General features: G+C 60.0%; 27 protein-coding genes and 1 pseudogene. 13 read left to right on the plus strand and 15 right to left on the minus strand.

From position 1 onward, the window contains the following. Nucleotides 1-223: 223 nt before the first annotated feature. Complete coding sequence (locus GJ630_RS00310) at nt 224-982, minus strand: creatininase family protein (RefSeq protein ID WP_044952791.1); 759 nt, start codon at nt 980-982, stop codon at nt 224-226. A 991-nt stretch (nt 983-1,973) separates the two neighbouring features. Further along, nucleotides 1,974-2,405, minus strand: coding sequence for a DUF393 domain-containing protein (locus GJ630_RS00320; RefSeq protein ID WP_191449104.1), 432 nt, complete (start codon nt 2,403-2,405; stop codon nt 1,974-1,976). Nucleotides 2,406-2,670: 265 nt separating this feature from the next. Between GJ630_RS00320 and GJ630_RS00325 the strand changes: the two genes are divergently transcribed. Beyond that, complete coding sequence (locus GJ630_RS00325) at nt 2,671-3,147, plus strand: SHOCT domain-containing protein (protein WP_129756327.1); 477 nt, start codon at nt 2,671-2,673, stop codon at nt 3,145-3,147. 319 nt (nt 3,148-3,466) lie between these two features. Next, complete coding sequence (locus GJ630_RS00330; RefSeq protein ID WP_064289089.1) at nt 3,467-4,765, plus strand: DUF6498-containing protein; 1,299 nt, start codon at nt 3,467-3,469, stop codon at nt 4,763-4,765. Nucleotides 4,766-4,806: 41 nt separating this feature from the next. On the opposite strand, the gene GJ630_RS00335 is transcribed toward GJ630_RS00330, so the two are convergent. After that, entirely contained in the window at nt 4,807-5,190 is a 384-nt protein-coding gene (locus GJ630_RS00335; RefSeq protein ID WP_044952865.1) for a hypothetical protein, read from the minus strand. Between the two features lie 249 nt (nt 5,191-5,439). Beyond that, on the minus strand, nt 5,440-6,630 hold the full coding sequence (locus tag GJ630_RS00340; protein WP_014031086.1) for a PQQ-binding-like beta-propeller repeat protein: 1,191 nt from the start codon (nt 6,628-6,630) through the stop codon (nt 5,440-5,442). 226 nt (nt 6,631-6,856) lie between these two features. Here GJ630_RS00340 and GJ630_RS00345 point away from each other — a divergent pair, with 226 nt between their 5' ends. Both GJ630_RS00345 and GJ630_RS00350 read left to right on the plus strand, forming a co-directional pair. Then, nucleotides 6,857-7,069 (plus strand): hypothetical protein, encoded by a 213-nt coding sequence (locus GJ630_RS00345; protein ID WP_014031087.1) that lies wholly within the window; start codon nt 6,857-6,859, stop codon nt 7,067-7,069. 61 nt (nt 7,070-7,130) lie between these two features. Continuing rightward, nucleotides 7,131-7,394, plus strand: coding sequence for an MTH865 family protein (locus tag GJ630_RS00350; RefSeq protein ID WP_014031088.1), 264 nt, complete (start codon nt 7,131-7,133; stop codon nt 7,392-7,394). A gap of 109 nt (nt 7,395-7,503) precedes the next feature. On the opposite strand, the gene GJ630_RS00355 is transcribed toward GJ630_RS00350, so the two are convergent. The 3 genes from GJ630_RS00355 to GJ630_RS00365 form a co-directional block, all read right to left on the minus strand. Next, entirely contained in the window at nt 7,504-7,701 is a 198-nt protein-coding gene (locus tag GJ630_RS00355; protein WP_014031089.1) for a heavy-metal-associated domain-containing protein, read from the minus strand. 454 nt (nt 7,702-8,155) lie between these two features. Continuing rightward, complete coding sequence (locus GJ630_RS00360; RefSeq protein ID WP_050038346.1) at nt 8,156-8,590, minus strand: universal stress protein; 435 nt, start codon at nt 8,588-8,590, stop codon at nt 8,156-8,158. A 120-nt stretch (nt 8,591-8,710) separates the two neighbouring features. Further along, nucleotides 8,711-10,066 (minus strand): sulfatase, encoded by a 1,356-nt coding sequence (locus tag GJ630_RS00365; RefSeq protein WP_146417810.1) that lies wholly within the window; start codon nt 10,064-10,066, stop codon nt 8,711-8,713. Between the two features lie 231 nt (nt 10,067-10,297). Between GJ630_RS00365 and GJ630_RS00370 the strand changes: the two genes are divergently transcribed. Continuing rightward, nucleotides 10,298-10,723, plus strand: a complete 426-nt coding sequence (locus GJ630_RS00370) for a ribbon-helix-helix domain-containing protein (protein ID WP_014031092.1) — start codon at nt 10,298-10,300, stop codon at nt 10,721-10,723. 65 nt (nt 10,724-10,788) lie between these two features. Here GJ630_RS00370 and GJ630_RS00375 read toward each other — a convergent pair whose 3' ends face one another. After that, nucleotides 10,789-11,862, minus strand: coding sequence for an NAD(P)/FAD-dependent oxidoreductase (locus tag GJ630_RS00375; protein WP_191449105.1), 1,074 nt, complete (start codon nt 11,860-11,862; stop codon nt 10,789-10,791). Between the two features lie 121 nt (nt 11,863-11,983). Continuing rightward, nucleotides 11,984-12,658 (minus strand): ribonuclease HI family protein, encoded by a 675-nt coding sequence (locus GJ630_RS00380; protein ID WP_191449106.1) that lies wholly within the window; start codon nt 12,656-12,658, stop codon nt 11,984-11,986. Between the two features lie 157 nt (nt 12,659-12,815). On the opposite strand from GJ630_RS00380, the gene GJ630_RS00385 reads away from it, so the two are divergent. Continuing rightward, nucleotides 12,816-14,018, plus strand: a complete 1,203-nt coding sequence (locus GJ630_RS00385) for a PQQ-dependent sugar dehydrogenase (RefSeq protein ID WP_191449107.1) — start codon at nt 12,816-12,818, stop codon at nt 14,016-14,018. A gap of 188 nt (nt 14,019-14,206) precedes the next feature. Next, nucleotides 14,207-14,380: a hypothetical protein gene (locus GJ630_RS00390; protein ID WP_014031096.1), complete on the plus strand. Its 174-nt coding sequence runs from the start codon at nt 14,207-14,209 to the stop codon at nt 14,378-14,380. A 66-nt stretch (nt 14,381-14,446) separates the two neighbouring features. Here GJ630_RS00390 and GJ630_RS20250 read toward each other — a convergent pair whose 3' ends face one another. After that, nucleotides 14,447-14,569 (minus strand): hypothetical protein, encoded by a 123-nt coding sequence (locus tag GJ630_RS20250; protein WP_255355560.1) that lies wholly within the window; start codon nt 14,567-14,569, stop codon nt 14,447-14,449. 102 nt (nt 14,570-14,671) lie between these two features. Between GJ630_RS20250 and GJ630_RS00395 the strand changes: the two genes are divergently transcribed. Then, nucleotides 14,672-16,297 carry a TrkA family potassium uptake protein gene (locus GJ630_RS00395; RefSeq protein ID WP_191449108.1) on the plus strand — a complete coding sequence of 542 codons (1,626 nt, stop codon included), beginning with the start codon at nt 14,672-14,674 and terminating at the stop codon, nt 16,295-16,297. An 80-nt stretch (nt 16,298-16,377) separates the two neighbouring features. Here GJ630_RS00395 and GJ630_RS00400 read toward each other — a convergent pair. Next, nucleotides 16,378-17,618 (minus strand): annotated as a pseudogene (locus tag GJ630_RS00400) (inorganic phosphate transporter). A 169-nt stretch (nt 17,619-17,787) separates the two neighbouring features. On the opposite strand from GJ630_RS00400, the gene GJ630_RS00405 reads away from it, so the two are divergent. The 5 genes from GJ630_RS00405 (at nt 17,788) to GJ630_RS00425 (ending at nt 22,255) form a co-directional block, all read left to right on the plus strand. After that, on the plus strand, nt 17,788-19,215 hold the full coding sequence (locus GJ630_RS00405; protein ID WP_008311883.1) for an APC family permease: 1,428 nt from the start codon (nt 17,788-17,790) through the stop codon (nt 19,213-19,215). A 2-nt stretch (nt 19,216-19,217) separates the two neighbouring features. Then, on the plus strand, nt 19,218-19,952 hold the full coding sequence (locus GJ630_RS00410) for a universal stress protein (RefSeq protein WP_146417805.1): 735 nt from the start codon (nt 19,218-19,220) through the stop codon (nt 19,950-19,952). Between the two features lie 440 nt (nt 19,953-20,392). Continuing rightward, nucleotides 20,393-21,070: an SCO family protein gene (locus GJ630_RS00415; protein WP_014031101.1), complete on the plus strand. Its 678-nt coding sequence runs from the start codon at nt 20,393-20,395 to the stop codon at nt 21,068-21,070. Then, nucleotides 21,067-21,594, plus strand: a complete 528-nt coding sequence (locus GJ630_RS00420; RefSeq protein WP_050007886.1) for a TlpA disulfide reductase family protein — start codon at nt 21,067-21,069, stop codon at nt 21,592-21,594. The genes GJ630_RS00415 and GJ630_RS00420 overlap by 4 nt, the downstream gene beginning before the upstream one ends. A gap of 1 nt (nt 21,595) precedes the next feature. After that, nucleotides 21,596-22,255: a cytochrome c biogenesis protein CcdA gene (locus tag GJ630_RS00425; RefSeq protein WP_014031103.1), complete on the plus strand. Its 660-nt coding sequence runs from the start codon at nt 21,596-21,598 to the stop codon at nt 22,253-22,255. Between the two features lie 29 nt (nt 22,256-22,284). On the opposite strand, the gene GJ630_RS00430 is transcribed toward GJ630_RS00425, so the two are convergent. The 4 genes from GJ630_RS00430 to GJ630_RS00445 all read right to left on the minus strand — a co-directional run bounded on the left by GJ630_RS00430 (nt 22,285) and on the right by GJ630_RS00445 (nt 26,119). Continuing rightward, complete coding sequence (locus GJ630_RS00430; RefSeq protein WP_014031104.1) at nt 22,285-23,844, minus strand: TrkH family potassium uptake protein; 1,560 nt, start codon at nt 23,842-23,844, stop codon at nt 22,285-22,287. Between the two features lie 110 nt (nt 23,845-23,954). After that, on the minus strand, nt 23,955-24,665 hold the full coding sequence (locus GJ630_RS00435) for a TrkA family potassium uptake protein (RefSeq protein ID WP_191449109.1): 711 nt from the start codon (nt 24,663-24,665) through the stop codon (nt 23,955-23,957). Between the two features lie 44 nt (nt 24,666-24,709). Further along, nucleotides 24,710-25,069 carry a hypothetical protein gene (locus GJ630_RS00440; RefSeq protein ID WP_191449110.1) on the minus strand — a complete coding sequence of 120 codons (360 nt, stop codon included), beginning with the start codon at nt 25,067-25,069 and terminating at the stop codon, nt 24,710-24,712. 285 nt (nt 25,070-25,354) lie between these two features. Next, entirely contained in the window at nt 25,355-26,119 is a 765-nt protein-coding gene (locus GJ630_RS00445; protein ID WP_014031107.1) for an Lrp/AsnC family transcriptional regulator, read from the minus strand. Nucleotides 26,120-26,127 lie beyond the last annotated feature (8 nt).

The raw sequence follows: 26,127 nt of genomic DNA on the forward strand, positions 1-26,127 counted from the left end.
TAACGTGGAGACCGCTCGTTTTTAGCCGTGTTCTGGCCCATAGCTGAGACGGCATCGCTCCCACCGGAACAATCTGAGACAGCCTGCGAGATTGCCACGTACGCACTCAGGTGTTGACGTGTATTCGAGTCGTAGTCACAAACTAGTATGCATCGGCGAGGCCTGCTGGTATCCGTCTTCTCTCAGCCAGCGCCAAAGTGGACACACACTCTCACGCCTTCGACTACACTGCGTTGCGTTCGGTCTCGACTGCCTCGACGTACGCCTCGACGACGTTCTCGATAATCGCTTCTCCGGCCTCGGTGGTCGCCGCTGTCGGATCACCGAGGACACCGTTTTCGGTGATTGATTTGAACCCTTCACTTAGCAGCCGAGCCGGCGAAATGTCACCTTCAGGCCCGGGTTCGATATTCTCCGTCCTGACAAGACCCTCATCGATGGCCAGCACAATCGCTGTTTCGGCGGCCCCGGCGTGGATTACATCCTGTTTGTACTCGATACCGGCCTTGCTGAGACCCTCATTCAGCAACTGCATGTGTTCGTCGAGATCAGCGAGCGGGATCACCGAGGCTTCGAGTTCACGTGCAATGTCAGGAGCCACGGTTTTGACCGGCCCGAAGTTTCCACCGTGAGTCGGGACGAGAACGATGTGTTCGAAGCCATGGGTGTCGAGGGATCTGCAGTACGACCGGATGACATCCATCAATGTCTCGGGTGGCACGGTTATTGTGCCGGGGAATTCCATATGATGTCCCGAACATCCGGGGCGAATTGTGGGGGCGGCAAGAGCATCACCCATTTCGGCCGCCATTCGGCGCGAGAGTTCGTCCCCGTCCAGCGTATCCATGTTCAGTGGCAGGTGTCGGCCGTGTTGTTCGATCGAGCCGACAGCGATGATAACCGTCCGTGTTCCGTTGTCGAGGGCAGATTCTATCTCCGGCCATACCATCTCCTCAAGACACACTGATCTGCGAGAAGCCATCACTGAGAGATGATAGCTATCGGATAAATATATGTCGAAATCTGGATACTATTCCCTATCAGTCGGCAGCGGATCTGTTGCTGGCTCGGCTTTCTGTACTGATTATTTTCATCTGCAACCGAACGGTCACGGATATTGCCGTCATTGCTCGATATTGACCGCGATGATACTGTCCACGAACCGCTTCGCTGAGGGTAGTAACTATAGTAGCCGTTGAAGATCAATGTACACCTGATCGCACGACGGCAGTGCGATCGGTGTGGAAATCGTTTCAATTGTTACTGTAGAAGAACCGGCTTTCGTCTCGTCAGGACAATGAATGACTTTACGCTTCTAAACAGTCAGTGCAGCGGCCAGCACCGGGTAGTGAGGGCCCACCACATTCTGTGCAAGCATCAAGGTTTGTGGTGCTATCATCCCGTGAGAGAGGTATCGTTTCCAGCGCTTTTCGCAACCGCCTCTTCATGTAGTTCGGTATTGTGTTGGACTATCTTAATATTTGGGGAAGTAATTCGGATGGGATGAGTAACTAGTGTATTAACTGCTATATGGTGAGCAGGATTAAAAATTATAGCGGGAATTTCTATATATTCAATCAAATAAGGGTATGTCCCCATCATACCGACGCTGCATTCCTTCCAGAAGGATACCAGAAGCGGAGTGCCAGAACTTGTTACTTGCCAGCCCGAATGGGTAGTATGGCGATTGACCCACTAACAAACGACGAGGTTCTGGCAGGACTCGAAGACAGCGAGGCGACGGCGGTCCCGACAGCCCAATCTCTGCACGCCTTGCGGCCCCGAAACCGTATGTCACGACACATCTCCAGCAACTCACCCTGAAAGGCTTGGTCGGGTTCAACACACACCGAGAGGTCCGGCGCTGGCGGCTCACAACCGCAGCGAGGGCAGCAAGCGAGTAAGAGATGTGATCTTGTTCGCCCGCTTCCGAACAGTGGTCTTTCACGAAACGGTGGGCTATGAACGCACAGCTATGTGTCGGCCCGAATATCGCGATCAATGGCGTTCATCGCAAGCGCATCAAAGTGGTCTCGGGCATCGTCCGTCAGTGCGTATCGCTCGTGAACGTCAGCCGGTTTTCTGCCCCGCCCGCTCGCCAGACCAATGATTTGAGCGATCTTCTCGTAGTTCTCTCTGACGAGTGAGCCGACGAGGTCGGGGAGTCCGGCACGGCCAGCGAGTTCCTCGGCGGCTGCGCGGCCTGTGAACACCTGCTTTGCCGGCTGATCGATCAGTACCATCGCGAACGGTGGGTCGTCGAACTGGGCCGTCAGAAACGACTGGGCCGACTCTTCATACCACGAGATGGCACCGATATCCTCGACCTGTTCGAGGGCTTTCGCAGCCACCGAGCAGTACGGACACTTCCCGTCGTAAATGAGAACCGAACCATATCTGGCCATACACATATTAGGGGTTCTCGCCGAATATATCGTTGGATTGGAGACCACACTCGGTCGAGTCAACCGTTCAGAGCACGTTCGAAGTGACTGTTACGCCGCCCAGCAACGGTCCAGATGTTACACTGTCACATTGGCTGTGCTGCGTGTCTCCGTTATCGTCACGCCACCAATCCGGTCGATCAGGTGGTATGAGAAAACATTTTGTATCAACAACGTGTTCTTTGATATGAATGTCCTCCAAAGATATCCCGGACAGAACGAAGTCATGTATAATCGGATAGCTCGGCTAATTCCCGAACATCCACGGAAGCGGGCTAATCTGGCTGTATCTGGCTTCGTGATCGGTGTGATATTCCTGAGTAGCTGGCTTATCAGAGTCGGAAACTATGTCCTCCATCCTAGTTATGTGTCAGCGAGTGCGTTTATCTCGTTCCTCCTTGGGTCCGGATTCATTCTGAGTTCGATATATCTGTTCTACACGCTTAGTGAGCAATCGAACACTACTGACCGAGGCACAGAAGACGAAGATACCGCTTCAGCGATCGACATACTTCGCAAGCAGTACGCAACGGGGGCAATCACTGACGAGGAATTCGAACATCGGTTGAATACGCTGCTCCAATCCGAAGACACTGATCAGCGTGACCAGTCAGAACCGACACCGCTTGACAATTTAGTAGATAGCGCGGCCAGCGCTGATTCTCCATCCACAGCAGAACTGAACACTGAACAAAGCCGGTGAGTCAGTTTCCGTGTAACTAGACCGGCGGTTAGCTCAGGATGGGACCCAGACTTTGGCAAGCGTACGGCCTGTACTGACCGCTACCGACCTGTTCTGACCGGTAATTGGAATGCGAGCGTATCTGCTGTCTCTGACACGCAAGCCCTGATGAGACCAACAGTGCATACGAAGCGTTCTATAATCCATTCGATGGCAGTGCGTAGCCAGTCTTATCCGCGATTCAGGAGGTCGCCAGCGTACTGAAACTCCGCTTGTAGCGTAGCACACTGCTGGCCGTGCAATCGTTTCGTTCATATGCCATTAGCCGTCACCACGGATAATGCCCTTCACCAGACGGGTTCTCTACGCGGAGAATAGCCGTCGGACAGAACTCCTCAGCACCATCGTCTCGAATTCTCTCCCCGTCGTTGGCGTCGGGTTGTTTGACTGGAGTGCGGCTGCATTGCTGTTTCTGTACTGGTTCGAGCTCGGCGTCGACTCGGTCTGGGCACTCGTTCGGGCAGTGTTCGCTGGTCGCCCGCCGGATATTGAGACCAGCACCTTGCTTATGGGCCCGCTGGCGGAACGACAGTTCGCCCTCTCCGTCCCGCGAACCGGTTTACGAGTCTATCTCACGACGCTACTCGCGCTCCCAATTACCGTTCTAATTCTGGCAGTCGTTTGGTTGTTTACTGGGGGCCTGCTCATCGGTCCACTGCCGGAACCCAGTACAGAGACGGTAACTGGTGTGCTGCTGGCGACTATCGGGATTTTCGTTCTGACGGGAATCACAACGGTACGGAATTACTTTTACAACGGGGAGTATCGGAAACACAACTCGACGACGGCGTTTCGAGGACTGTTACCTCGGATCGTAACCGTCTTTTTCGGCGGCATACTCACGCTGGCACTGATAACAGCAGCTACGGAGGGGCCTGAAGCAGAACTCGGCAGTCTTGATCCGACTGTCGTCGGACTGCCACTGCTACTCATGGTCGTCTGTTTCAAATTCACGTCCGACCTCCTGGGCGTCTACAGCGACCGTCTTGTCGTCTATTTCAAGACATACGATGAGGAATACGGCTGGCAAACGGCCCCGCCGAAGGCTCGCTCCGTCGACGGGACGCTCACTGATGCACCTGAGCGGGTGCGTCCAGTTTGCTGGGGACGGGTCATCGGCGGCCTCCTCCGGTTTCCGTATCACCCAGGAAGCCTGTTTCTCGGTGGCATGGGGCTGCTCGTTGCGGTCCTGTTTGCAATTGGCAGTGCGTGGGACATCGTCGCCGTGATCGTTCTCGCAAGCGTTAGCATCCCGGCTCTCCTGCTGTGTCTCGATCAGCTATTGCGATACGGGACAATCGAATACCGGATTGACCCTGACGCTGGTGCGCTCGTCGCATATGACTGTCTGTTCGGCACGGCACTCTGGCGCATCGAGTCGTGGGAGGAAAGTGGCCTCCGCGTCGAGCAGACGCCGCTCGATTCGCTGCTCGGAACAGAGACGGTTACTATCGAACACGCTGAGGGGGAGTATATACTACCACATCTACCCGATGCCGCCTCGGTCGTCGCGGTGTTTGACCGACAACCCGAGCGTTCAGAACAGGTAATCCCTGGTCGGGCTGGGTTACTTGGGTGAGTCGGCTGTTCGTTGTCTGGAACAGGTCGCCGTTGGCCCCGTTATCTTTCCTCGGAGACGGTGTTGTCGGTCCACAGGTCGTAGCCGACGACAAGCGCCATGCCACTCGTCGGGATAATCAACAGCAGCCTGCCAACGGGTGAGAAGTCGACACCTGCCATCGAGAGACCGATGTACGCAACAGCGAGTACTGGTGGGACAGTGAGGGCGGCACCGAGTCGAGTACTGTCTGCCCGCAGGTAGCCGATGCCCCAGCCGACGAGTCCCAGGATTACGAACGGGATCGCAAGAGCCCAGATGAGGAAGGCGGTTATTTCTCTCCCGATATCGTTTGTGCCGGCTGTGGTGAACAACAGCGTTCCAAGCACACAGCCGCCAGTCCCAAAGAGAGCGCCGAATGCGAACGCGCGCTGCAAGCGAGACATCGACGCGCTGTCACGCCTGAGTACTGTGCTCAGCCCGACTAACAGCAGCGCATTCGCGCTTATGATGAGTCCCGGCCTGAGCGTCCGTTGTACCCAAATTGCGCTAAACGCCGGTGGGTTGAACACATACGAATCACCCGGCCGCGGTGTCGGCCAGAGTTCGAGCGGCACCGCGGTGATGAGCAGACAGACTGCACTCAAACCGAGGATCGGACCGGCGAGCCGATATGAGCGACGCCACATAGCGGATCACTCACCTCCGAGAGCCACGACGGTTCCGTCCGGCGACACGCTCACGATTCCGCCATCGAGTACCGCCAGTGAGACAGCCTGATACTCGGCCGGATACTGCCATACTGCCTCGCCGAGGCGCGTGGTGAACGCGGTGAGGCCATCGTCACTCTGGAATGTGAACACAGCGTCGTCAGCCGCGGCAGTCACCGCGCCACCGATATTGATTTCGGAGCACCACCGGGGCTTCGGTGGCCCGTTATCGACGCGGTCGAAGGCGAACGTCGCGCTGGATGACTCACCGGGGCGCTCGATTGCGTACACGCTATCGGGCGTCACGACCGGAAATTCGAGTGACCGTCTGTCGTCGAGACGCCACTGCTCGGTCCCGTCGGTGAGTGACCGACCTATCAGGTCGCCGTACGTACCGCTCACATAAACGGTCCCGTCAGAGACGACGGGGTATCCCGAAGGTCGGTCCGAGTGTTCCCACTGGACCTCGCCGGCTGCGGCATCCACTGCCGTTATCTTCTCACCGGCGATGACGACGGTACTGTCGGCTGCGGCCAGCCTCGTCCCGTCGGCGGTCGCCGTCCACTGCCGGCGTCCGTCGTCGGTCGCAAATCTCGCTACCCCGTCAGTCGTGGGAACGAACAGGGCGTCATCAGTCACTGTCGGAACGCCTGCCCCGGCCGTGTCGGTGTTTCGCCACGCAACAGATCCATCTCCAATTTCAAGTGCAGTGACACTGTCCGCTGTCGCGAGAAAGACGCGACTGTTGGATATTACCGGCGGCGCTGGTTCGTCTCCAATGTCGACCACTGACGGAACTGTCGCCGGTGTGAGATCGCGCCGCCACTGTTCTGTGCCGTCACGGAGCGATAGGGCGACGACACCGGTCGCTGTCGTTAGCACGACAGTTCCGTCGGCGACAACCCCCGCGCTTGCACCGGCGGTTTCACCGCCACCAGACGATGTTGAAATATCTGCGTGCCATCTGACCGACGGCGTCGTGGTTTCCATCCCGACCGGCGCATAGCCTGTGTTCGTCGTGTCAAACCGCGGCAACGGCCACGAGCCGTCGGGCACTGTCTCGAAGCCGGCGCTGTTGACTCCCGGGTCAACTGTATGCGATGGGTCTGGTGCGCCGTCGTCAGGGCACGACGACGAACAGCCAGCGATGCTGGCGACTGATCCAGTGGCGACCATTCCGAGGAATGTCCGCCGCAACGTGGAGGGCATCGACTGCTCATTTCGATAGCTCAATAAAAAATGTTAATATGATATCTCAATATGCAAGAATTTCAGCTTCCGGTTTTCCAGAAGACTCACACACACTCTGAGCAACAGTGTGGGAGACTCTCTCCTATTAATCAAGGCTCACTTCACGGGCAAATCCAGCAAAACTTAGTAAATCACTCCCAATAGCGGTTCTATGGCTGAAACGACACTCGCCACAATTGACGAACTGCTGGAGGGCGCTTTCGACGACGTGGACGACCCCGATGTCCGATACAAACTCAGAAGTGCGCGACAGCTTCTCCAAGTAGTGCAACAGCGACAGGATATCGTGGACGAAGCCATCGATACTGCCGTTGAAGACGAAGAGATCCTGAAAAACCTCCGCGACCTCGGCTATACCGAGTGATCCGCTACTCCTACCGTTGTCACAGAACAAGCCTTTTGTCTTTCTCAACCAAGTCTCCACTATGACAGAAGACACTGCCGAACAGCTTAGAGCGGAATTAGAGGCAGTTTTCACCAGCGCCGAATACCCCGTCGAGGAACCGATGGAGCTGGTGCCAGTTCTGCCGGACGGCCCAAGTACGACGTTCGAAGCAGGGGACGTCAGCGTGGGGGTGATGGATTTTGGCACAGAATACGCTGAGTATCAGGACTATCCCTACGAGACAGCTGCAGCCCTTATCGACGATCTGATGGTTGGCTTTCGGGAAGAGGGGCTGTTTGACTGAGCGGGACTTTCCTCACACCGCCTGACTGCGTGATGGGTAGTCGCTACTCAGCAGTAGCTAACGAAGTCGTGTCGACAACAGCTACAACAGTATTCGCGGTGGGACTGCCTCAGGCCTTTGCGTCATACCCCGCGTCCTCCACAGCGGCGATGAGTTGTTCTGTGCTGACGTCGCCGTCGACAGACACCTGCTCGGCGTCTTTGTCGGCTTCAGCGCCTTGGACACCAGCGAGCGCCTCGATGGCCTCCTCGACGGTTTGCTCGCAGTGACCACAACTCATCCCTTCGACGGTCAACGTCGTAGACATAGCAGTTTTGACGAAGGATGCGCAGAACTTCTGGGTTACGACTTACCCGCCAGAACAGCACCTAATAGTGACATCTGGATAAGTATAGTTAGTTTCAACAATTCAATACATAGTGCTTCTATATGAGATTATTATCAATACTTGGATCTATACTCAACACAGAGAAGTATCGAACCGTTCCAGATTTACGCCCAGTAGCGCTCGGCCAGTCTCGCCGATAGCGGAACTCATCTCAGTATCCGGTTCTGACCGACAATAAGCACCGCCGAGGCGTGTCCATAGCTCTCACAGCCGATTGGCAGCGGGTCTAGTCCAAGAGCGACGCGGCTGCTGGAACTTTTAAGCGACGGGTGATGGGATTGTTCTGGCCTGCTCAAGTCGCACCACGGTCCGTCGAGCCCGTAACAATCGCTACCGCCGGAGAACTGCTTGCGGCCAGTGTGTGACTACACACCTAGTCCGACTCGGAAACGTCAACAGTGAGTACCGGAACGGACGACTTCGTGACGACCTTCTGCGCTGTGCTCCCGAGCATGTTCTTTTCGTACTTGTCTGCCTGCGTTCCCATCGTAATCAGGTCGATGTCGGCGTCAGCAACGTACGATACGATGCGGTCTGCTGGTTTGCCCCGCTGGATAGCCGTCGAGACTTCGATTCCTTCCTGTTCCAGCGTGTCTCGGACGACCGACGTGGCCTCTTCGCCCTCCGTTCGCAGGTTCTCCAGCACCTCGTCCTGCATCTCGTCATCCATCGACAGGAACGCTCGGTCGTCGACGACATACAGCGCGTGGACGGTGACGTCCCGCCCGTCGGCAATGTCGATTGTGTGTTCCAGTACCTGCTTCATTGACGCACTCCCATCCGTTGGAACGAGAATATCGCTATACATCGTTCGTACAAATCAAGTTGTCACAAACATCCCTTTCGATTCTGTTCAGGCATCGCAAACACGGCAGCCGTACCACGATTGTGGCGGACGATACTCGGTGCAGGCCTGCGTAGCACCGACTTAGAGATAGCCGAGCCGCTCCAACCGCGACTTGAGGTCTACGTCGTCGAAGCCATCGATATCGTATTCTGCCATTTCGTCTTCGCCTGCAGCGAGTTGGGTGATTTCGAGCGTCTCACTTTGCTCTGCGGAGTCAGCGACAACGTCCGACGGCGGGCGGTCGATGGGGGTGCCGTCGCTGGGCTCGGACCGCCGGCCCCGCACGACCGCTTCGTACTCATCCGCTCCCCACGCTGCGCGCTTGTATACGGTGTCACCGGGTCCGTTCTGGTACACGAGCGACGCCGGCTGTTGGAACCGGTCCGGCTCGTCAGTGTACTGCTCGGCGTACTCTGCCGTCTGCCCGGTCGGTGGTGCCTGGTACGCAGTCGTCTGCCCGTCTGGTGCGACGAACCACCCGGAGTCGTCCACTTCCCCGTCGAAGGCAGCCAACACGGCGTCAGGAAACCGCGACAGCGTCGCCAGGGACTCGATTCGCCGCCCCTCGGTCTGCCCCGGACCTCGGACGACGAGTGGGACGTGAAACAGTTCCTCCTGCGTGCCCATCCCGTGCATGACCGCGGGTGGCTCTGTGGCGGCCTGTGGGGGTTCTCCGAATCCGTCACCGTGGTCCGCCGTGATGACGACCAGCGTGTCGTCTAAAACGCCGCGTGCTTCCAGGTCACCAATCACCTGCTCCAGAATCGCGTCAGTCTGTCGAATCGCGCCGTCGTACAGCGGTTCGAGCAGCTGTCCGACGCCCGGCGGGAGTTGCTCTCCGTAGACGCTCCACTCCCACTTGATCGGGAGTTCGTCGTGCATTCCCCAGTACAGGTCCGCGCCCCACTCGTCGTAGGCGTCCCGCGTCGCGTACGGCATGTGCGCGTCCATCAGATTGAGGCACGCGGCCCAGGACTCAGTTTGCTCGTCGACCCACTCAGTCAGCTCGTCGGCGTACCAGAAGCCGTCGACACCGTTGCGGGTTTCGGACGGGTCGTCAACGTCTGTTGAATCGGGCCGTTCCGTGACGACGGTCTCGAAGCTGTCGCTGAGCCCGGATGGATGAACGGTGAGATACGGGTTCTCGGTGAATACGCCAGTTTCGTATCCTTCCTTGTGGAGGAAATCAAAGATCGTCTGGCCGGGCTGCAGCCGTTCGGTAATCTTGAGCGTGTGGCCCTCCGCCGGAACTCCGGTGAACAGGCTCGTATGGGCCGGCAACGACCAGCTCGCGGTTGTCCGTGCCTGCGTGTACACCGTCGCCTCACGACCGAACGCTTCGAGAAAGGGGGTGGTCCTGCGTCGATGACCCAACAGCGAGGTGTTCGCCGCACGGACACAATCAAGAACGACGAGTAACACGTTCGGGCGACCCATTGTCAGGCTTTAGAAGGTATCCACGGCAAAAGTATGTTCTGTAACCGCTATCTTTCACGACAGCACCAGTGACCAGCACCGAGATCTTCTACCAGTACGCGTCTGATTTGTCTCTCGCTGCGATACAAGACGCTCGCGATATTCTCACCACTTCGAGGTAGTTCGTCGCTGCTGGAGCTACGCTATGCTCTCAAGACGCACTGGGTCGGGCCTCGCGTGAGTATATTTTATATGGGTCGACAGTCTGATACCAACAACGTGGTCAAATCGACGGTCCGGTTTCCCGAAACGGTGATGGACTGCGTCGAGGAGATGGTAGCGGAGGGTGTCTTCTCGAACAAGTCCGAGTTTCAACGCTTCGCTGTCGAGTACGTCCTTTCGGAGATCGAGGACTACGAGCCCGAGATGGTTGATTTCGACGAGCTACAGAAAGAGGTCTTCCAGCACCAGCCGGCTTCCAGCGGGGCCGAGATGTCGCCGGAGATCAACGAGAACTTCTACGAAAACGCGGCGCGCGTCCGGCAGTTCGCGATCCGCGGTGACATCGAGACGGCAGAGGAGTATATCGACACTGCGTACCCCGTCACCGACCCCCGCTGTTTGCTCCTTGACGACTTGCTCGAACCCTACCGACAGCGCGAAACCGAAGACGAATAGGTCGTTTCCCGGAGCCGGTACCCGGCTCCCTCGTCGCCTCTCCGGTTGAACTATTCTACGGCGCGTCAGTCGTCGTCAGCGCGGGCTTCTGGCGTCGCCTCCGAACGTGGCCCGGCGGCGTGTCCTTCGTGCGTCAGCGCTGTCGCGAACAGTTCTTCGGAGACCGCGGGAACGTCCACGTCCTCGACCGCACCCTCGGACTTGATGTCGTCGACTGAACGGGGGTACTTCCTGAGGTCTTTGTGGATCGCGATGCCCGCGTCCGCGCCCTCACCCATGGCGATTGGGATCTGATTGTGGCCCGGCGTCAGATCTCCGACGGCGTAGACGCCGGAGATACTGGTCTCGCCGTGGTCGTCGACGGCCACAGTCCCGTCGTCGTTTCTATCGAGTCCCAGTTCGTCGGCTAGCTCCGCGTGATAGTCTGACCCGAGCATCGGGAAGCCGCCTTTGTACTCCCGAACGCTCCCGTCCTCGAACTCGTAGGCCGATAGCCAGCCGTCGTCGTCAGTCCGCTTGCCCGACAGCTCTGTATCGACGATATCGACCGGGTGATTGTCGAGCATCGTCTGCGTCTCGTCGCTCCACTCCGGCTCGTCGCCGCGAGTCAGTATGTCCACGTCGTCGGTGTAATTCAGCATAATCATCGCGACGTGGGCCGCGGCTTCGCCGGTGCCCATGACGAAGACGGGCTCGCCGACGAACATGAACGCGTCACAGTGGAGACACCAGTGCAGCCCTTTCCCGGTCCGCGGCAGCGGCGGATCCGGACGCTCGTCGGCGAACCCGGTCGCAAGGACGACTCGCTTTACTGCCAACTCATCGTCGCTCGTCGTCACGGTGAACCCGTCCTCGTTCCCGTCGGCGAGTGGTTCGACCGATTCGACGAAGCCCCGCTCGTAGGTCCCGCCGTAATCCTGCACCTGCTCGCGTGCAGTTTCTAAGAATTCGTTCCCCGAAACGTCCTCGGTGACGCCGATGACGTTGTGCGTGTCGGTCATCATCGCGGCGCGGCCGCCACCGCGGTTGATAACGATCGTGTCCATCCCCAGTCGGGTGGTGTACAGTGCGCTCGTCAGCCCGGCCGGCCCGCCGCCGACCACGGCCACGTCATAGTCGTACCGCCCATCGGTGTACATTAACACAGAATACGTGCTCGAGGAATAAAAACAGCAGAACAGCGGCCATCTACACAGCAATTCGACGCTGGTGTTACGCTCCGCGAGCGACGCGAACGACAGGCTCGCTGGCACCCCTGTCTCACCCAGGGCCGAGGGCTGCGATGTCGGCCCCGACCGTCGCCTGTGCATCAGCCGGGTTCGGATCACTGTCGGCCAGATGCGTCCATTCGTGGGCGGGCAGCGCCGACAGGTGGTCAGTGATCGCCGTGCTGTACGGCGTCGCTTTCACGGTGCTCTCTTTGTTACCCCAGATGTGGTTGATGACGGTCATCGAATCGATGCGTATCTCGACCGACTCTGGGTCACACCGTGTCGCCAGTGCCCGCAGTCCGAGATGGAGGGCGGCGTATTCGGCGACGTTGTTGTTCGTCCGAGAGCCGACCGGACGCCCGAGTCGGGCAATCGGTGTCTCATCGGCCTGAATCACAGCACCGGCACCGGCCGGCCCGTTACTGTGTGCGCTGCCGTCCACATAGAGCACTACCTGTGCCCCGTCGGAGGTAGCCGCGCCCTGCTGTGACGGGGGCGGGCCAGATACAACAAGCTCGTCGATTGCGGTCCGTATTTCATCGGCGGATGTCTCCGGGTCGAACAGGCCACCGTAGCCAGCGACGGCAGCATTGATCGCATCGATAGCGGGGGTGAGTTCGTATCGATACAGGGCCAGCAGCTCGTCGACCCGCGTCGCCAGCGGCGAGAGCGTCTCCGCTGGCAGACGCTCTCTCTCACCTGCTGGCTGATTGTGACGGTCCATCAATAATGCGTAGCTGCGGGTGGCTAAAAGACACTTCGCCGCGATAGGCGAGGGATGGCAGGATGCGTCCCGTGAGTACCGGCTACTGACGAGTCGGGTTTCTGATAAACCAATCAGGACCGCAGTTAACAGCCCCGCGACCGTAGCTGTAGCTACAATGGACCGACGGACGTTCCTCGCTGTGAGCGGGCTCACGGCCGCTGGAACACTCGCAGGCTGTAGTGCCCCCAGTGACGACCAGCAAGGGGACGGCGCGACAGCGACGGCTTCCGGACAGGCCGACGGTTCAGAGACGGCTGTCGAGACCGTCGCCGACGGACTCGAATCGCCCTGGAGCGTCACGCCGCTGCCCGACGGCTCACAGTTGCTAGTCACAGAGCGCGTCGGCCGCGTGGTGGTGGTCGATTCGGCCGACGGAACAATTACGCCTGTCACTGGCGCACCGTCGGTGTACGCGAGCGGTCAGGGCGGGATGCTCGATGCGGCGCTCCACCCCGACTTTCCGGACCCGGCCTGGGTGTATCTGACATATTCGAAAGCCAACGACAGCGGTGCGTCGGCGACACATCTGGGACGTGGTCGCCTGAACGCCGCTGACGCGCAGTTCGAGACGTTTGAACAACTGCACGTCGCGGAGCCCTTTATCGACTCTGACGGGCACTTCGGGTCTCGCGTCGTGTTCGGCCCGGACGGGTTGGTGTACGTGACTGTCGGCGACAGACAGTTCAAGGACTTCGGGCCCGACCACGTCGCGCAGGACAGGACGAACGAACTCGGGACCACGCTTCGGCTGACGCCCTCGGGTGGGATTCCCGACGCGAACCCGTTCACCGACGACCCGGACGCGGTCGATTCGATATTCAGCTACGGCCACCGCAACGCCCAGGGGATGACCGTCCACCCCGACACCGGCGACATCTGGCAGACCGAGTTCGGCGAGCAGGACGGCGACGAAATCAACATCGTCGAACGGGGCGCCAACTACGGCTGGCCGGTCGCCGACGAGGGCTGTACCTACGGCAGCGGCGATCCGATCGGCGTCAGCCACGCGGAGCGCGACGACGTTGTTGCACCAGTGTATTCGTGGGACTGCGGATCGGGTGGCTTCCCGCCCAGCGGCACGACGTTCTACACCGGTGACGCCTTCACGGAGTGGACCGGCGACTTGCTCGTCGGCGGGCTGGCCTCACAGCATCTCGCCCGGTTCACCGTCGATGGGCGAACAGTCGAAGAAGCGACGCCCCTCCTCGCCGACCGCGGGTGGCGCATCCGCGACGTGGTGGTCGAGCCCGAAACCGGACACGTCCTCGCTGCAATCGACTCGTCTGACGCACCTATCGTGCGACTCCGCCCCGCCTGAATCGAGTGATTCGGCGACAACCGTGTGGGCTGGCGACCTGTGTCCGTAATCTGAATTAGTGTTGGAGCGATGCACCAACGGTGATCGGGGCCGTTCTGGTCCCATACTCCCACAGATCCCTATCGATCAGACTCGACCAGCGAGGCCGGTACCGCGCCATTTTTGCTTCTGAACCCGCTACACTGGCTGTGAACCAGACTGCGATTCTGCACGCCGCGTTCGGAGTACTGATCGTCGCAGGGTTCCTCGTCTCGGCACCTCTGAGCTATGGCCTCTACGGGCTGGGGGCTGCCTGTTTCATTGCCGGCATCCTACTCGCACGGCGGGATAGCGACGGATCGGAAACCGCCGATAGCGTCTGATATCGGAAACGCGACATGGGGTCCGGTATCAGGATGAGGTAGAGCGGTTTGCGGGGCTGTACTGCTCTACCGATATGAACGCCTGTGAGGGTAGTCGTCGGCGGGCGTCTCGGCTTCCTCGGTGGAACCGAGCGGTTCCTTGGGCTTGATCGGGTCGCCCGATTCGAGTCCCTTTTCGGCGAGTGCCACACTCCCCATGACCTCGATGATGAGTCGGTTGGCAGCTCACCGGTGATTGAACCGCTCCCTCTCGGGAGTGGCTATTATGGGTCTGACACCTGATGCCGAAGCATGGACCGGCGAACGCGGCTCATCGTCTATTATCTCGCCATCGTCGTCAGCGTGCTCTCTGGGTTCGTGGTTCTCTACAACTACGGGATGGCTACATGGGAGGGGCGGCCCCAGCCGTTGTACCGCTCGGTAGAGGTCGTCGTTCAAACGGTCACCACCGTCGGCTACGGCGGGGACGCCCCGTGGACGAGCCCGCAGATGAACTACCTCGTCTCACTCATGGCACTCTCGGGACTCGTGCTTATTTTCGCGGCCCTCCCGGTGCTCGTGGTCCCGCTCTTCGAGGACGCGTTCACCTCCAGTGCCCCCGCCTCGGTTCGTGGGCTCGATAACCACGTCGTCCTCTGTAACTACGGGCCCCGTGAAGAAGTTCTCATCGACGAACTCACCGCACGCGGCGTCCAGTACGTCATCATCAAGCAGGATCGGGAAGCCGCGGACGAACTCCACGCGGCAGGGTATACGGTTATGTCCGGAGATCCGGAGTCGGACGCGGCCCTCAAGCGTGCCCGACTCGAGCACGCCGACGCCCTGATCGCAAACGTCGACGACGAAACCAATCCGAGCGTCCTCCTCTCGGCTCGGGAGGTCGATTCCGAGGTACGGACGGTCAGCCTGACTGAAGATCCGACCACCGCGGACTACCATCGGTTCGCCGGGGCCGATCATGTCCTCTCGCCCAAGCGAATACTGGGCGAACAGCTCGCGGGCAAAGCCATCGGCACGTTCGACCCCGAAGCTATCGAAGGCGTCGAAATCGACGAAGACTTCGACATCGCGGAGTTCCCGCTCCAGAGCGGCAGCGAACTGATCGGCCAGACCATCGCCGAGAGCGGTATCTTCGAGCGGACAGGTGCCGCCATCATCGGGGTGTGGGTTCGGGGGAATTTCCACAGTCCACCCCCGCCGGATGTCCGATTTGACGCCCGAAGTGTGCTCGTTGCGACCGGGCGAGAGACGGAACTCGACCAGTTGAAGGAGATGACGCTGTTCGAGGGCCGGCACCGTCGGGGAGACGTCGTCATCGCGGGGATGGGTGTCGTTGGACGGTCCGTCACGAGCTCGCTCACAGATGCCGGGTTCGAATACACGACCATTGACCCCGAGGACCACCCAACGGTCGACGTGGTCGGCGATGCGACGGACCGCGATGTCCTCCGTAAGGCGGACATTATGGACGCCGGCACTGTCGTCCTCGCGTTGCCCGACGACACGGCTGCTATCTTCGCGACGTTCGCGATTCGTGAACTGAACCCCCGGATAGAAATCATCGCCCGAGCGAACGAGCACGAAAACGTGTCGAAACTGTACCGCGCCGGTGCCGACTACGTGCTCTCGCTCGCCGCCGTCAGCGGGCGGATGCTCGCGTCAATCGTACTCGATGAGGAAATCCTCTCCCCGGGAACGCAACTGAAACTCATTCGAACGACAGTCACGGACGCTGTCGGCAAATCGCTCGCTGATGCCGACATCCGTAACCGGACCGGCTGTACCGTCGTCGCCGCCGAACGGGAGGGGCGTGTCATCACGAACCCTGCCGCGTCGTTCGTGATCGAATCCGGGGACGAACTCATCGTCGCCGGAATCGACGAGAACATCAGTCGGTTCCAGTCGACATTCGTCTGACGGGCTCTCCTGCGGACCGAGGGCGGCCCCTGGGTCCAAGTACTTCCCAAATCACCGACGGGGCCGGTCGGATGACCGGCTCACAGCAGGAGAGCGAAGAGGAGGTACGACCCGACGACAGACAGCGACGGCGTGAGGACCCAGAGAATGACGATCCGGCTCGTCGCTGCCGGATCGAACAGGTTCTCGGCGGTCAGTTCCTCGATGTCCTCCTCGCCAATGGCTGGGACTGATGGAGACGTCTCGGGGGTAGGGGACTCTCCGGCTGCGAGTTCGCCCACAGTTGGACCCGCTGGCTTCTCTTCCTCGGTTGATGGGGCGGCGAGAGCGCCAGTACTGAGATTCGGCCCCGGCTTGGACTCGGATGGTGGCGTCGCGAGTTCCGTAAGCGTGACAGCGCGACTCGCTCGGCCCCACCCTAGACCGATGATACAGCAGGTCGTGCTCACCGCGAGGCTCGCCGGAATGCCGTAGTACGAGAGGACGGTGATGATCGTCGCACCGACGGAGGAGACGATGAGGGCTGCCAGAATCGGTAGGTCAGTAATGCCGTCGCCGACGGTTGCGAGAGTGCGTCTGGCGATGGTGAACCCACCGAGGCTGATGGCTGCGACCGCGAGGAGCACGCCCTGATCGATACTGACGGCCCCGTTGCCGACCAGCGGGGCGACTGCGTTCGCAGCGTTCGAGGCCCCCGCGCTGAAACCCATGTAACAGGCGATGGCCAACACCAGCGCGACCCGATGAGGTCACGGGGGGACGCGTTTTTGTTGAGGCGGAGGCGGGGGAACCGGCCCGACCGGTCGATCTGTACCAACTGCCGTTCGAGGCGCGTAAACGACAGTCGAGCTTCGAGTTGCGGATAGGCGTACCGACCGATGGCCGCCCCGATGACGAGGCCGATGAGCGGGGCGACGATCCACGCGGAGACGATTGTAAACATCAACGCCTCGTTGAGCGATCCCGTCGCGAGTCCGAGCCCCACAATCGCCCCCACAGCCGTCATCGAGGTCGAGGCGGGGACGCCATAGATGTTTGAAACCAGCAGCGAGAGGCCAGTGAAAAACAGGACGCCGACACCGGCTACCGGGGTGAACTGTGCGGCCGGTACGATCCCCTCGCTCATCGTGACGATGACGTTGCGGCCGACTGTCCACGCTCCGATGAACGCGAACACGCTGAACAGTGCCGCCGCTGTTACCTTTCTGACCAGCTTGCTCCCGACAGCCGGCCCGAACGCGACGCCTGTTGACGAACCGCCGATGTTAAATCCCACAAACCCGGCGACGAGTAAGCCGAGGACGAGAAGCAGCGAGACCATGAATATGATCCTCTACGGACCATTTCGGATACAGGCATAATGGCCTGTTCATCTGTCTTCGGTGCTGAGAGGTTTCATCCTGTACGAGGCCGCCGACCAGTGCTACCCGCGGCGTCGGTCACACATTCCGTCGGCGGTTTTATCCGACAGGTGAAACTATCCCTGTCATATGACTGACCAGCCTGTCGACGTCGAACCGGGAGGCGAGAACGTCGCCGGTGAGGCACCCGCCGAGGAGCCGGAATCCGTCACCGACGACGCGGTCGTCCACGACGACGTCGAACTCGAACGGACTATCGGGCTCGTTGGCGGGCTGGCAATCGGAATCGGGACGATGATCGGGGCCGGAATCTTCGTGTTTCCAGGGCTGGCGGCCGCCAACGCTGGGCTCGCAGCCACGCTCTCCTTTGCGATCGGCGGCCTGATCGCGTTGCTTGTGGCGCTGCCGACCTCCGAACTCGCCACGGCGATGCCCCGAAGTGGTGGCGGCTACTACTTCATCTCGCGGGGGATGGGGACGGCCTACGGCGCAATCGTCGGCCTCGGGCTGTGGCTGGGCCTGATGTTCGCTTCGGCGTTCTATCTGGTCGGGCTCGGTCACTACGCGAGCGCTGTGTTCGCCGAGCTCAACGTCGCGCTCCCGTTCAGTCCGGTCATCGGCATCGGACTGTTGTTCGGGGCCGCACTGACTGCATTGAGTATCGGCGGCACGGAAAATACCGCGAAGATTCAGAACGTGGTGGTCGGGGTTCTCCTCGTCGTACTCACGGGCTTCCTTTCCTACGGTGTCCTCGACGCTGTTGGCGTATTCGGTGGCGGCACCGTGCCGGAGCAGTTCTTCTCGAAAGGGTACCTCCCAGTATTGACGACCGCTGCGCTCGTGTTCACGTCGTATCTGGGGTTCGCTCAGGTCGCAACTGTCGCGGGTGAAATCAAGCAACCGGGTCGGAACCTCCCGCTGGCGATGGTCGGCTCGGTCCTGATCGTTACCGTCTTTTATGTTGTCACGATTTTCGTCGCGACCAGCGCGTTCGGTGCTGATCGGCTGGGGGAATTCGGGGAGACTGCGATGGTCGAAGTCGCCCGTGACTTCCTCGGGCTACCCGGTGCGGTCGCGATCCTGGGTGCCGGGCTGTTGGCGACGTTTTCGAGCGCGAACGCGTCGATTCTCAGTGCCTCGCGGGCAGTGTACGCTCTGAGCCGCGATGCGTTGCTCCCCAGAAAGGCGAGCGAGGTCAACCTCCGCTACGGCACACCACACGTCGCACTGCTCTCCGCTGGCGGCCCGATCCTCGTCCTCGTCGCGACTGGGCGGGTCGAACTCCTCGCCGAAGTCGCTTCGTTCCTCCACCTGATTATGTACGGGCTGATGTGTATCGCCCTGATCGTGTTGCGCCGTCGGAACCCGGAATGGTACTCGCCAAGCTATCAGGTGCCGGGCTATCCGGTGGTCCCGGTCGTGGGCGCGCTCGCGAGTTTCGGACTAATCGTCTTCATGCAGCCCGCGTCAATCGGTATCGGCATCGTGGTCATGCTCGCCTCGTATCTCTGGTACCGTTATTACGCTGGGGACGTGACACTCAAAGGAGACATCTGATTATGACGGACCGACCATCAATACTCGTTCCGCTCCGCGTGCTCGAAGGGGAATCGGTCCCCGAGGGTGTCCCCGAACTTCTCGCACACGCTCACGTTGTCCTGCTGGGGTATCACGTCATCCCGGAACAGACTGCTCCCGGACAGGCGCGGATGCAGTTCGAGGACCGGGCCCTGGAACGGCTCGATGACTACGAAGCCATGTTCGAGGGAGCCGGAGCCACTGTCGAGCGGCGGCTCGTGTTCACCCACGACGGCCAGAAGACCATCGACCGTATGATTGCTGAGCACGACTGCATGGCTGTCCTCGTTCCGAACGCGACGGGGCCGGTCGAAGACGTGCTAGTCCCAGTCCGCGGGGCCATCGGGGTTGATCGCCTCGCCCGTGTCGTCGCGAGTGTGTTCGGAGAGATGGACGCCGACGTAACGTTGTATCACGTTGCGGATGAAGACACGACGGACGACGATATCCAGACACTCCTCGGGGGGATGGCGGATCGGTTGGCGGAGTTCGGGATGGACCCCTTGAGGGTCGAGACCCGTATCGACCGCGATCAGGATCCCCTCGACGCGATTGCAGACATAGCTGACTCGTTCGATACGGTTGTCATGGGTGAAACCGACCCGTCCCTGGCGACGTTCGTGTTCGGGATGCCTGCCGACCAGATCGCCGAGCGATTTCTCGGGCCAGTGTTCGTGGTCCAGCGCGAACCCGCTCCGGAGGACGAGGACGAGTAACTCACCCAGTCGGCTAAGTGGTCGGTGGTGCATGATAGCCCTCCCGGGTTCAGTTCACCACCGACCACGGATAGACGCCTGCCACGCTCACGTCCATGTTATCTCACGGTACAGTGAGGACGACATATCGGTTCAGTGGGCGTCCGGAGACGCCGACGGTGCCACACTGCGAACGGCCAGTATCCTTCGGGAGGAACTGTAATACACGGCTGTGATCGCCAGATAGTTCGAGGTACACGGCTTCTCGGTAAGCTGTGATACGTACTCCCAATACAGGAGTCACTCCAAGGCACCGGAGTCACACCGGGCCGGAATCCATTTCCTTTGCTTCGCTGTACTTTTACCGTTCCCAGAGTCCGAAACCACGCGAAAGCAGGCGCGAGACGGTTTACGACAGTCACACCAGATTAGCCAAATATTAGAGGGCGCAAGTACCGCATATGCGCCGACGGACGGTTCTCAAATCGACCGGTGCGGTTGGAACGATTGTTGGAGTCGCCGGGTGTCTCGGTGGTGGTCGCTTCGGGGATTCGAACCCCGATGTCGTCCTCGAAGAGCCCGACCGCGAGTTCGAGAGCAGCGACGTTCCGTATCCTGCGTGGGGCGAGCAGATTCCGGACGTGAGTGTCCCTGCGCCGGCCGAATCCACAGAGATTCGACTGCGCGACGTTGAAACCCCAGCCCTCCTCACGTTTTTTTACAGCCACTGCCAGACCGTGTGCCCCGTTCTCATCTCGACCCAGCGGAACATTCAGAGCCACGCACAGAACAACGGCTACGCTGATGCGGTCCGGTTCCTCCCGATGACCTTCGACCCCGCTCGTGACACTGCAGAACGACTCGGGGCGTACGCGGACGAGATGAACGTCGATGTCGATAGCGAGAACTGGCAGTTCCTTCGGCCAGCGTCGAAGCAGCGAGCCAAGGATGTCATACAGGAACAGTTCGGGGTCGTGTTCCAGCGCACCGAACCCGAGGACATGGATATGTACATGTTCACGCACACAGCACTGACGCTCCTGGTCAACGCTGATGGGTTCGTCGAGCGTGCCTACCGCTCGAAGTCGCCGGACGAAGAAACCATCATTTCCGACCTGAACACGGTGAGAAACGCGTGAACCGCCGACAGGTCGTGGCAGCGATGGCAGGGCTCGGTCTCACCGGTGGGAGTCTATGGGTTGCCCAGAACGGGCTGTCGGGTAGCCAGACCGGGAACACAGAACAGCTTCCGATCCGCGTGGAGACGCTAGATGCACACGGCTCGTCGGCAGGCGAGACAGCCGTGCCGACCCCGGGAACTGTCACGGTGATCGACCTCTTCGCTACGTGGTGTGCGCCCTGTGACGACCAACTCCGGATACTAAACGCGATGCAGCCCGAGTACACTGACGTGTCGTTCGTCTCAGTGACGAACGAGCGGCCCAGCGAGACACTGACGAGGGCTGACATCAGCGCGTGGTGGAACCGGAACGGCGGTGTCTGGACTGTCGGCCTCGACCCCGGAAGCGAGTTGCTGGCGGCACTCGGGGCGGACGGACTCCCGTACATTGCGATTACTGACGAGAGCGGGACCGTCCAGTTCGGCCACAGCGGACTCGCCGGGGAAGGGACGCTTCGAGACGAACTCGACGCACTGGTGTGAGATGGCCGGAGCTGCCGTACTCGGGACACTCGCGTTCGCCGCGGGCGCAGGCATCACGACGTTTTTCGCGCCGTGTGCGTTCCCGCTGCTCCCGGGGTATATCGGGTACTACATGAACGAGAGCGACCGAGATGTCGGTATGCTACCACCTGCCACCGCCGCTGCTGGTGGGGCACTCCTTGCGCTTACCCTCGTCGCGCTGCTCGTCCTCGCACTCGGGCAGCCACTGAAAAACGCACTCCCGATGCTCGAACCGGTAATCGGACTCGGTCTGATCGCGTTCGGCGTCGTGATGCTCCTGAACAGTGAGCCAGAACTCCGCGTCCCGTTACCAGCACGACCGGCGTCGGTAACCGGGTTCGGTGTGTTCGGTGCTGTGTACGCGGTCGCTGCAGCGGGCTGTGTCGTCCCGTTGTTCTTCGGTGTGGTCTCTCAGGCCCTCGCGTTGCCACTCCGCACAAGCGTTCTCGTACTGGCGGTGTACGCGCTCGGGGTAGCAATTCCGCTTGTCGGTGTGACACTCCTTGCGGGCGCTGGCATTGAACTCTGGCGCACCGTTGGTACGCACCTGCAACGAATGCACCAGCTTGCAGCCGTCGTGATGATAGTAGCCGGCGGCGGACAGATTTATCTCGCAGTGTTCGAACTCGGTGTCTTGTAGTCCGCGCTACGTTCGCGTGGATGCACTGGTCACCCGCGTCGGTACAAATCGAGTCGCTGCAGGACCGACCCGATCAGTACGGCGATGGGAATGATTTCGAGCCGGCCGACCCACATATTGAGTATCAGCATAGCCTTCGCAGTGTCGGGCATATCTGGCCCAGTGATGCCACTGCTGAGGCCGACGTTGCTCTGTGCGCTCATCACGTCGAAAATGACGTATTCGAGCGGGTGAGCCGGTGAGAGAACGCGGAGCAGGACCGCGACACCGATGACGAGGAACGTAATCCAGAGGATGAACACGACCGTCGCTTCGGTGTACTCGCGCTGTGCCTGTTCTTCGCTGAGACGGCGTTCGCCGATCTGCAAGTACTTGATAGCGGTTTGCGGGCGGAACACGTCCTGTATCTGCCAGACGGTCCCCTTGACTAATGTTACCACTCGGATGAGTTTGAGGCCGCTGACTGTCGACCCTGCTGCACCGCCAGTGAGCATCCCGAGACAGGCCCACAGTGTCGCGCCCGCACTCCATACCTGCTCGGTCCCGCCGCCGATTGACGCGCTTCCGAAGCCGGTGTTTGAGGTCGCGGAGACGAACTGGAACAGCGCAACCCTGAACGTCTCTTCGAGTGTCGCGTACTGACCGTTCGCGTATAGAATCCCCGTCAGGACGAGGGAGCCAGCGGTAAACCAGATAAACACCCACCGGGTCTGTAAGTCGGCGTACAGGTTCCGTATTTCGCCTTTGAAGATCAGATAGTGGATGGGGAAGGCGATACTACCCGCGACCATGACGGGCACCGTCGCGTACTCGATCAACGGGCTGTCGTAGAAGCCAATCGACGCCGAGTGAACGGAGAAGCCGCCCGTCGCAATACCGGTCATCCCGTGGTTGATAGCGTCCCATAACGGCATGCCAGCCAGCAGGAACAGGGCAATCGAGCCGAGTGTCAGTCCGACGAAGATCTTCCAGATCTCCCGGACGGTGGTGACGATGCTCGGATGAATCTTCTCGGAGCGGGCCTCACTCTCGTAGAGCGTATACGAGCCACTGCTCCCGCCGCCGCGTTGAAGAATAGCGACGGTCAGGACAATCACGCCGACGCCACCGACCCACTCGATGAACGACCGCCACCAGTGCAGCGACCGCGGCAGTTGCTCTTCGGTTTCGGCCACCGTAAGCCCGGTTCCGGTGAAACCGCTCATGCTTTCGAACACGGCATCCAGCGGGTTGAGAAACACAGCTGTGGTCTCATCCATCGCTGGCGTGTTCATCCAGACGGGGAGCGGGTCGAGCTGGATGGTCCATGCGATGAGGAGGAACGGGAGGCCGCCGAGGATACCGATAAGTCCCCATGCTGTGGCTGCGGTGACCATCGCCTCGCGTTTCTCCGGCGGCTCGGCGTCCTGATAGCGCCAGACGAGTCCGCTCCCGAGAGCGGCCATGACGAGCGCCGAGATGATGAAGGCCGGAACCGCGAAGAACTCGCCGTTTACCGCTGCGACGAGAACCGAGATCACCATCATCAACGATATGGCTTGCACGATGCGACCGACGTCACGTCCGACGGTTCGTCCGTTTACAATCATGTTAGCAATAACGACTAGGCCGACAACCGAGGCGGAAACAGCGGCGTAATCGAAGTCTCATCATCGGCATATCGGTCACCGGATTCTCAGAGTGGTGGGCAACGGACTGCTCATAGGCCGAACCCGTTCGAATCGTTCGTTGCGTGGTCTTCGTAATGGCCGAAGATGTCCGTCACCTCGGGCGTCGCCCCTGATCCGGAGTACACCGTCAACAGGTCGCCTGCTTCGATACGGGTCTGCCCTCGGGGCGTGATGGGTGCGTCGGCGTCTTTCCGTTCAATCGCGACAACGAGCGTATCGGCATCCAACAATCCCTTCTCGTCGGCTTCAATGAGTGTCAGCCCGGCAATCGGTGCCGCCTCGGTGACTGTGATCTCGAACACTTCGGCAACGTCGCCGACCCGCATGTAGTCAACAATCGATGGCCGGTCGACGGACCGGAAGAGTGACTCCGCAATGAGGCGCTGTGGGTTCTCTATCGTATTGACGCCGATCTGCTTAAAGAGGTTCATGTGCTCCGGATTGTGGACGACCGAGACGATTGCGGGGATTTCCAGCTCCTGTGCCAGGAGGGACACCATGACGTTGGTCGCATCCTGGTCCGTCGTCGTGATGATGGCATCCGCGCGGTCGGCACCGGCATCCTCAAGCGTCTCTTTGACGGTCGCATCCGCGTTGAGGACCATACAGTCGAACTCGCTGGCGACTTCGTCCGCCCTCGCCGCGTCCCGCTCGATGACGACGACTTCGTTTCCGGTTCCCGTTGCAATCTCGATGAGCGGCGTTCCGATATCGCCTGCTCCGACAGTGATTATGTACATATGTTCTGTGTGCTAGGTGCTGTAAAATCCGCAGACACCAGGGATCACGCCTCACTCACCGTCCGCTCCGAATCGAAGACTTCCCCGAGATAGTGCCACCGGTACTTGCCGCCCTCACCCTCGATATCGGGTTCCCACTGGACACGGTAGGCGAAGGGGCCACGCCCCTCTCCGGTCTCGTCAGGCCGTTCGACGACGACAATCGTGTATGCCCCGTGGCCCTCCGTCCGAACGAGTGTCTCGCCCTCCCGGGCTTCGATAGCCTCAGTGAGCGGCGGGTGTTCGCGGAGCAACTGCTGTGCGTAATGGACAATATCGCTGAGTTGGCTGTCACTACTGTCCTGCAGTGCAGTGATCGCTTCCTCGGGGACGCTTTCAGGCGGTTGGGTATCGAGTACAGTCATATATTCGTTGCGTACCTCGTACGGACAGTCGGCGCATCTTCCGGCCTCCTATCCCTGCTGTTGCTGAGATCGTAGTCACTGCTAGAATACTGACTCATAATAAGTGTTGCCGATTAACTACTGAATACGTATTTTATGCCTACTAAATTCAGCACTCCGAAATACTGTCAATTGGAATATGGTATCAGCGCTTGTAGTGGCTGCCTGCTCGAACGCGGTCAAAAAAAGCGCGATGTGCAATTCAGTACAAAACCCTGCGTCGGGAGAACGGTCACCAGACAGGGTTTACGACGGCGTAATCGGTTCGTTCGTCTCACCGAACGCGTCCAGCGTCGACTCGGGTACCCCGTCCCGAGCAAACACGGAGATAAGGTCGCCGGCACGGATTTCTGTATCGCCTTTCGGCGTAATCATCTCGTCACCTCGTTCGATAGCGATGATAAGGACCTCTTCGTCGAGTAGTGACTGTTCGTTCGCATCACGAAGTGTCGTGTCCACAATCGGGGCTTCCGGACTGACGGTCACGTCGACCACTTCCGCGCCGCCGGAGAGTGACACCATGTCGGTCATCGCCCCCTGCTTGCTCGCGCCGTCCGGCCCGAACGGTTCGTAGGGCGTGAAATACTCCTCCTGAATCAGGTCCTCGTCCTCGATCTCCAGGCCGAGCTTGCTGAGCTGGTGGGCGATCCGAGTGAGGTCACTCATTTCCTCGCCGACGGCCTTGATCTGGAGGTTGCCGCGGCCGGTCCGGAGTTCCCGAACGTTCACCACACCGGGGACCGTGAGCGCCTTTCTGGCCAGGTTCTCCCGCTCGCTCGCAGAGGTGTTACAGACGAACAGATTGGTCAAGCGACTCTCACACCGCTCGTAGTCGATATCGGCGTGATACCCCTTGATAATGCCCGCATCTTCGAGCTGATTGATGCGGTTGCGAATCGTCCCCGGAGAGACGTCCATCTCCTCCGCGACCATCGGGGCCGAGATGTTCCGAGCGTCCTGCTGCAGCGCGTGGATGATGCGCCTGTCGATTTCGTCGAGACGCCGACTCATACGGGGAC

It is taken from the genome of Haloarcula sp. CBA1122 (assembly GCF_009741785.1).
Classification (GTDB): domain Archaea; phylum Halobacteriota; class Halobacteria; order Halobacteriales; family Haloarculaceae; genus Haloarcula; species Haloarcula hispanica.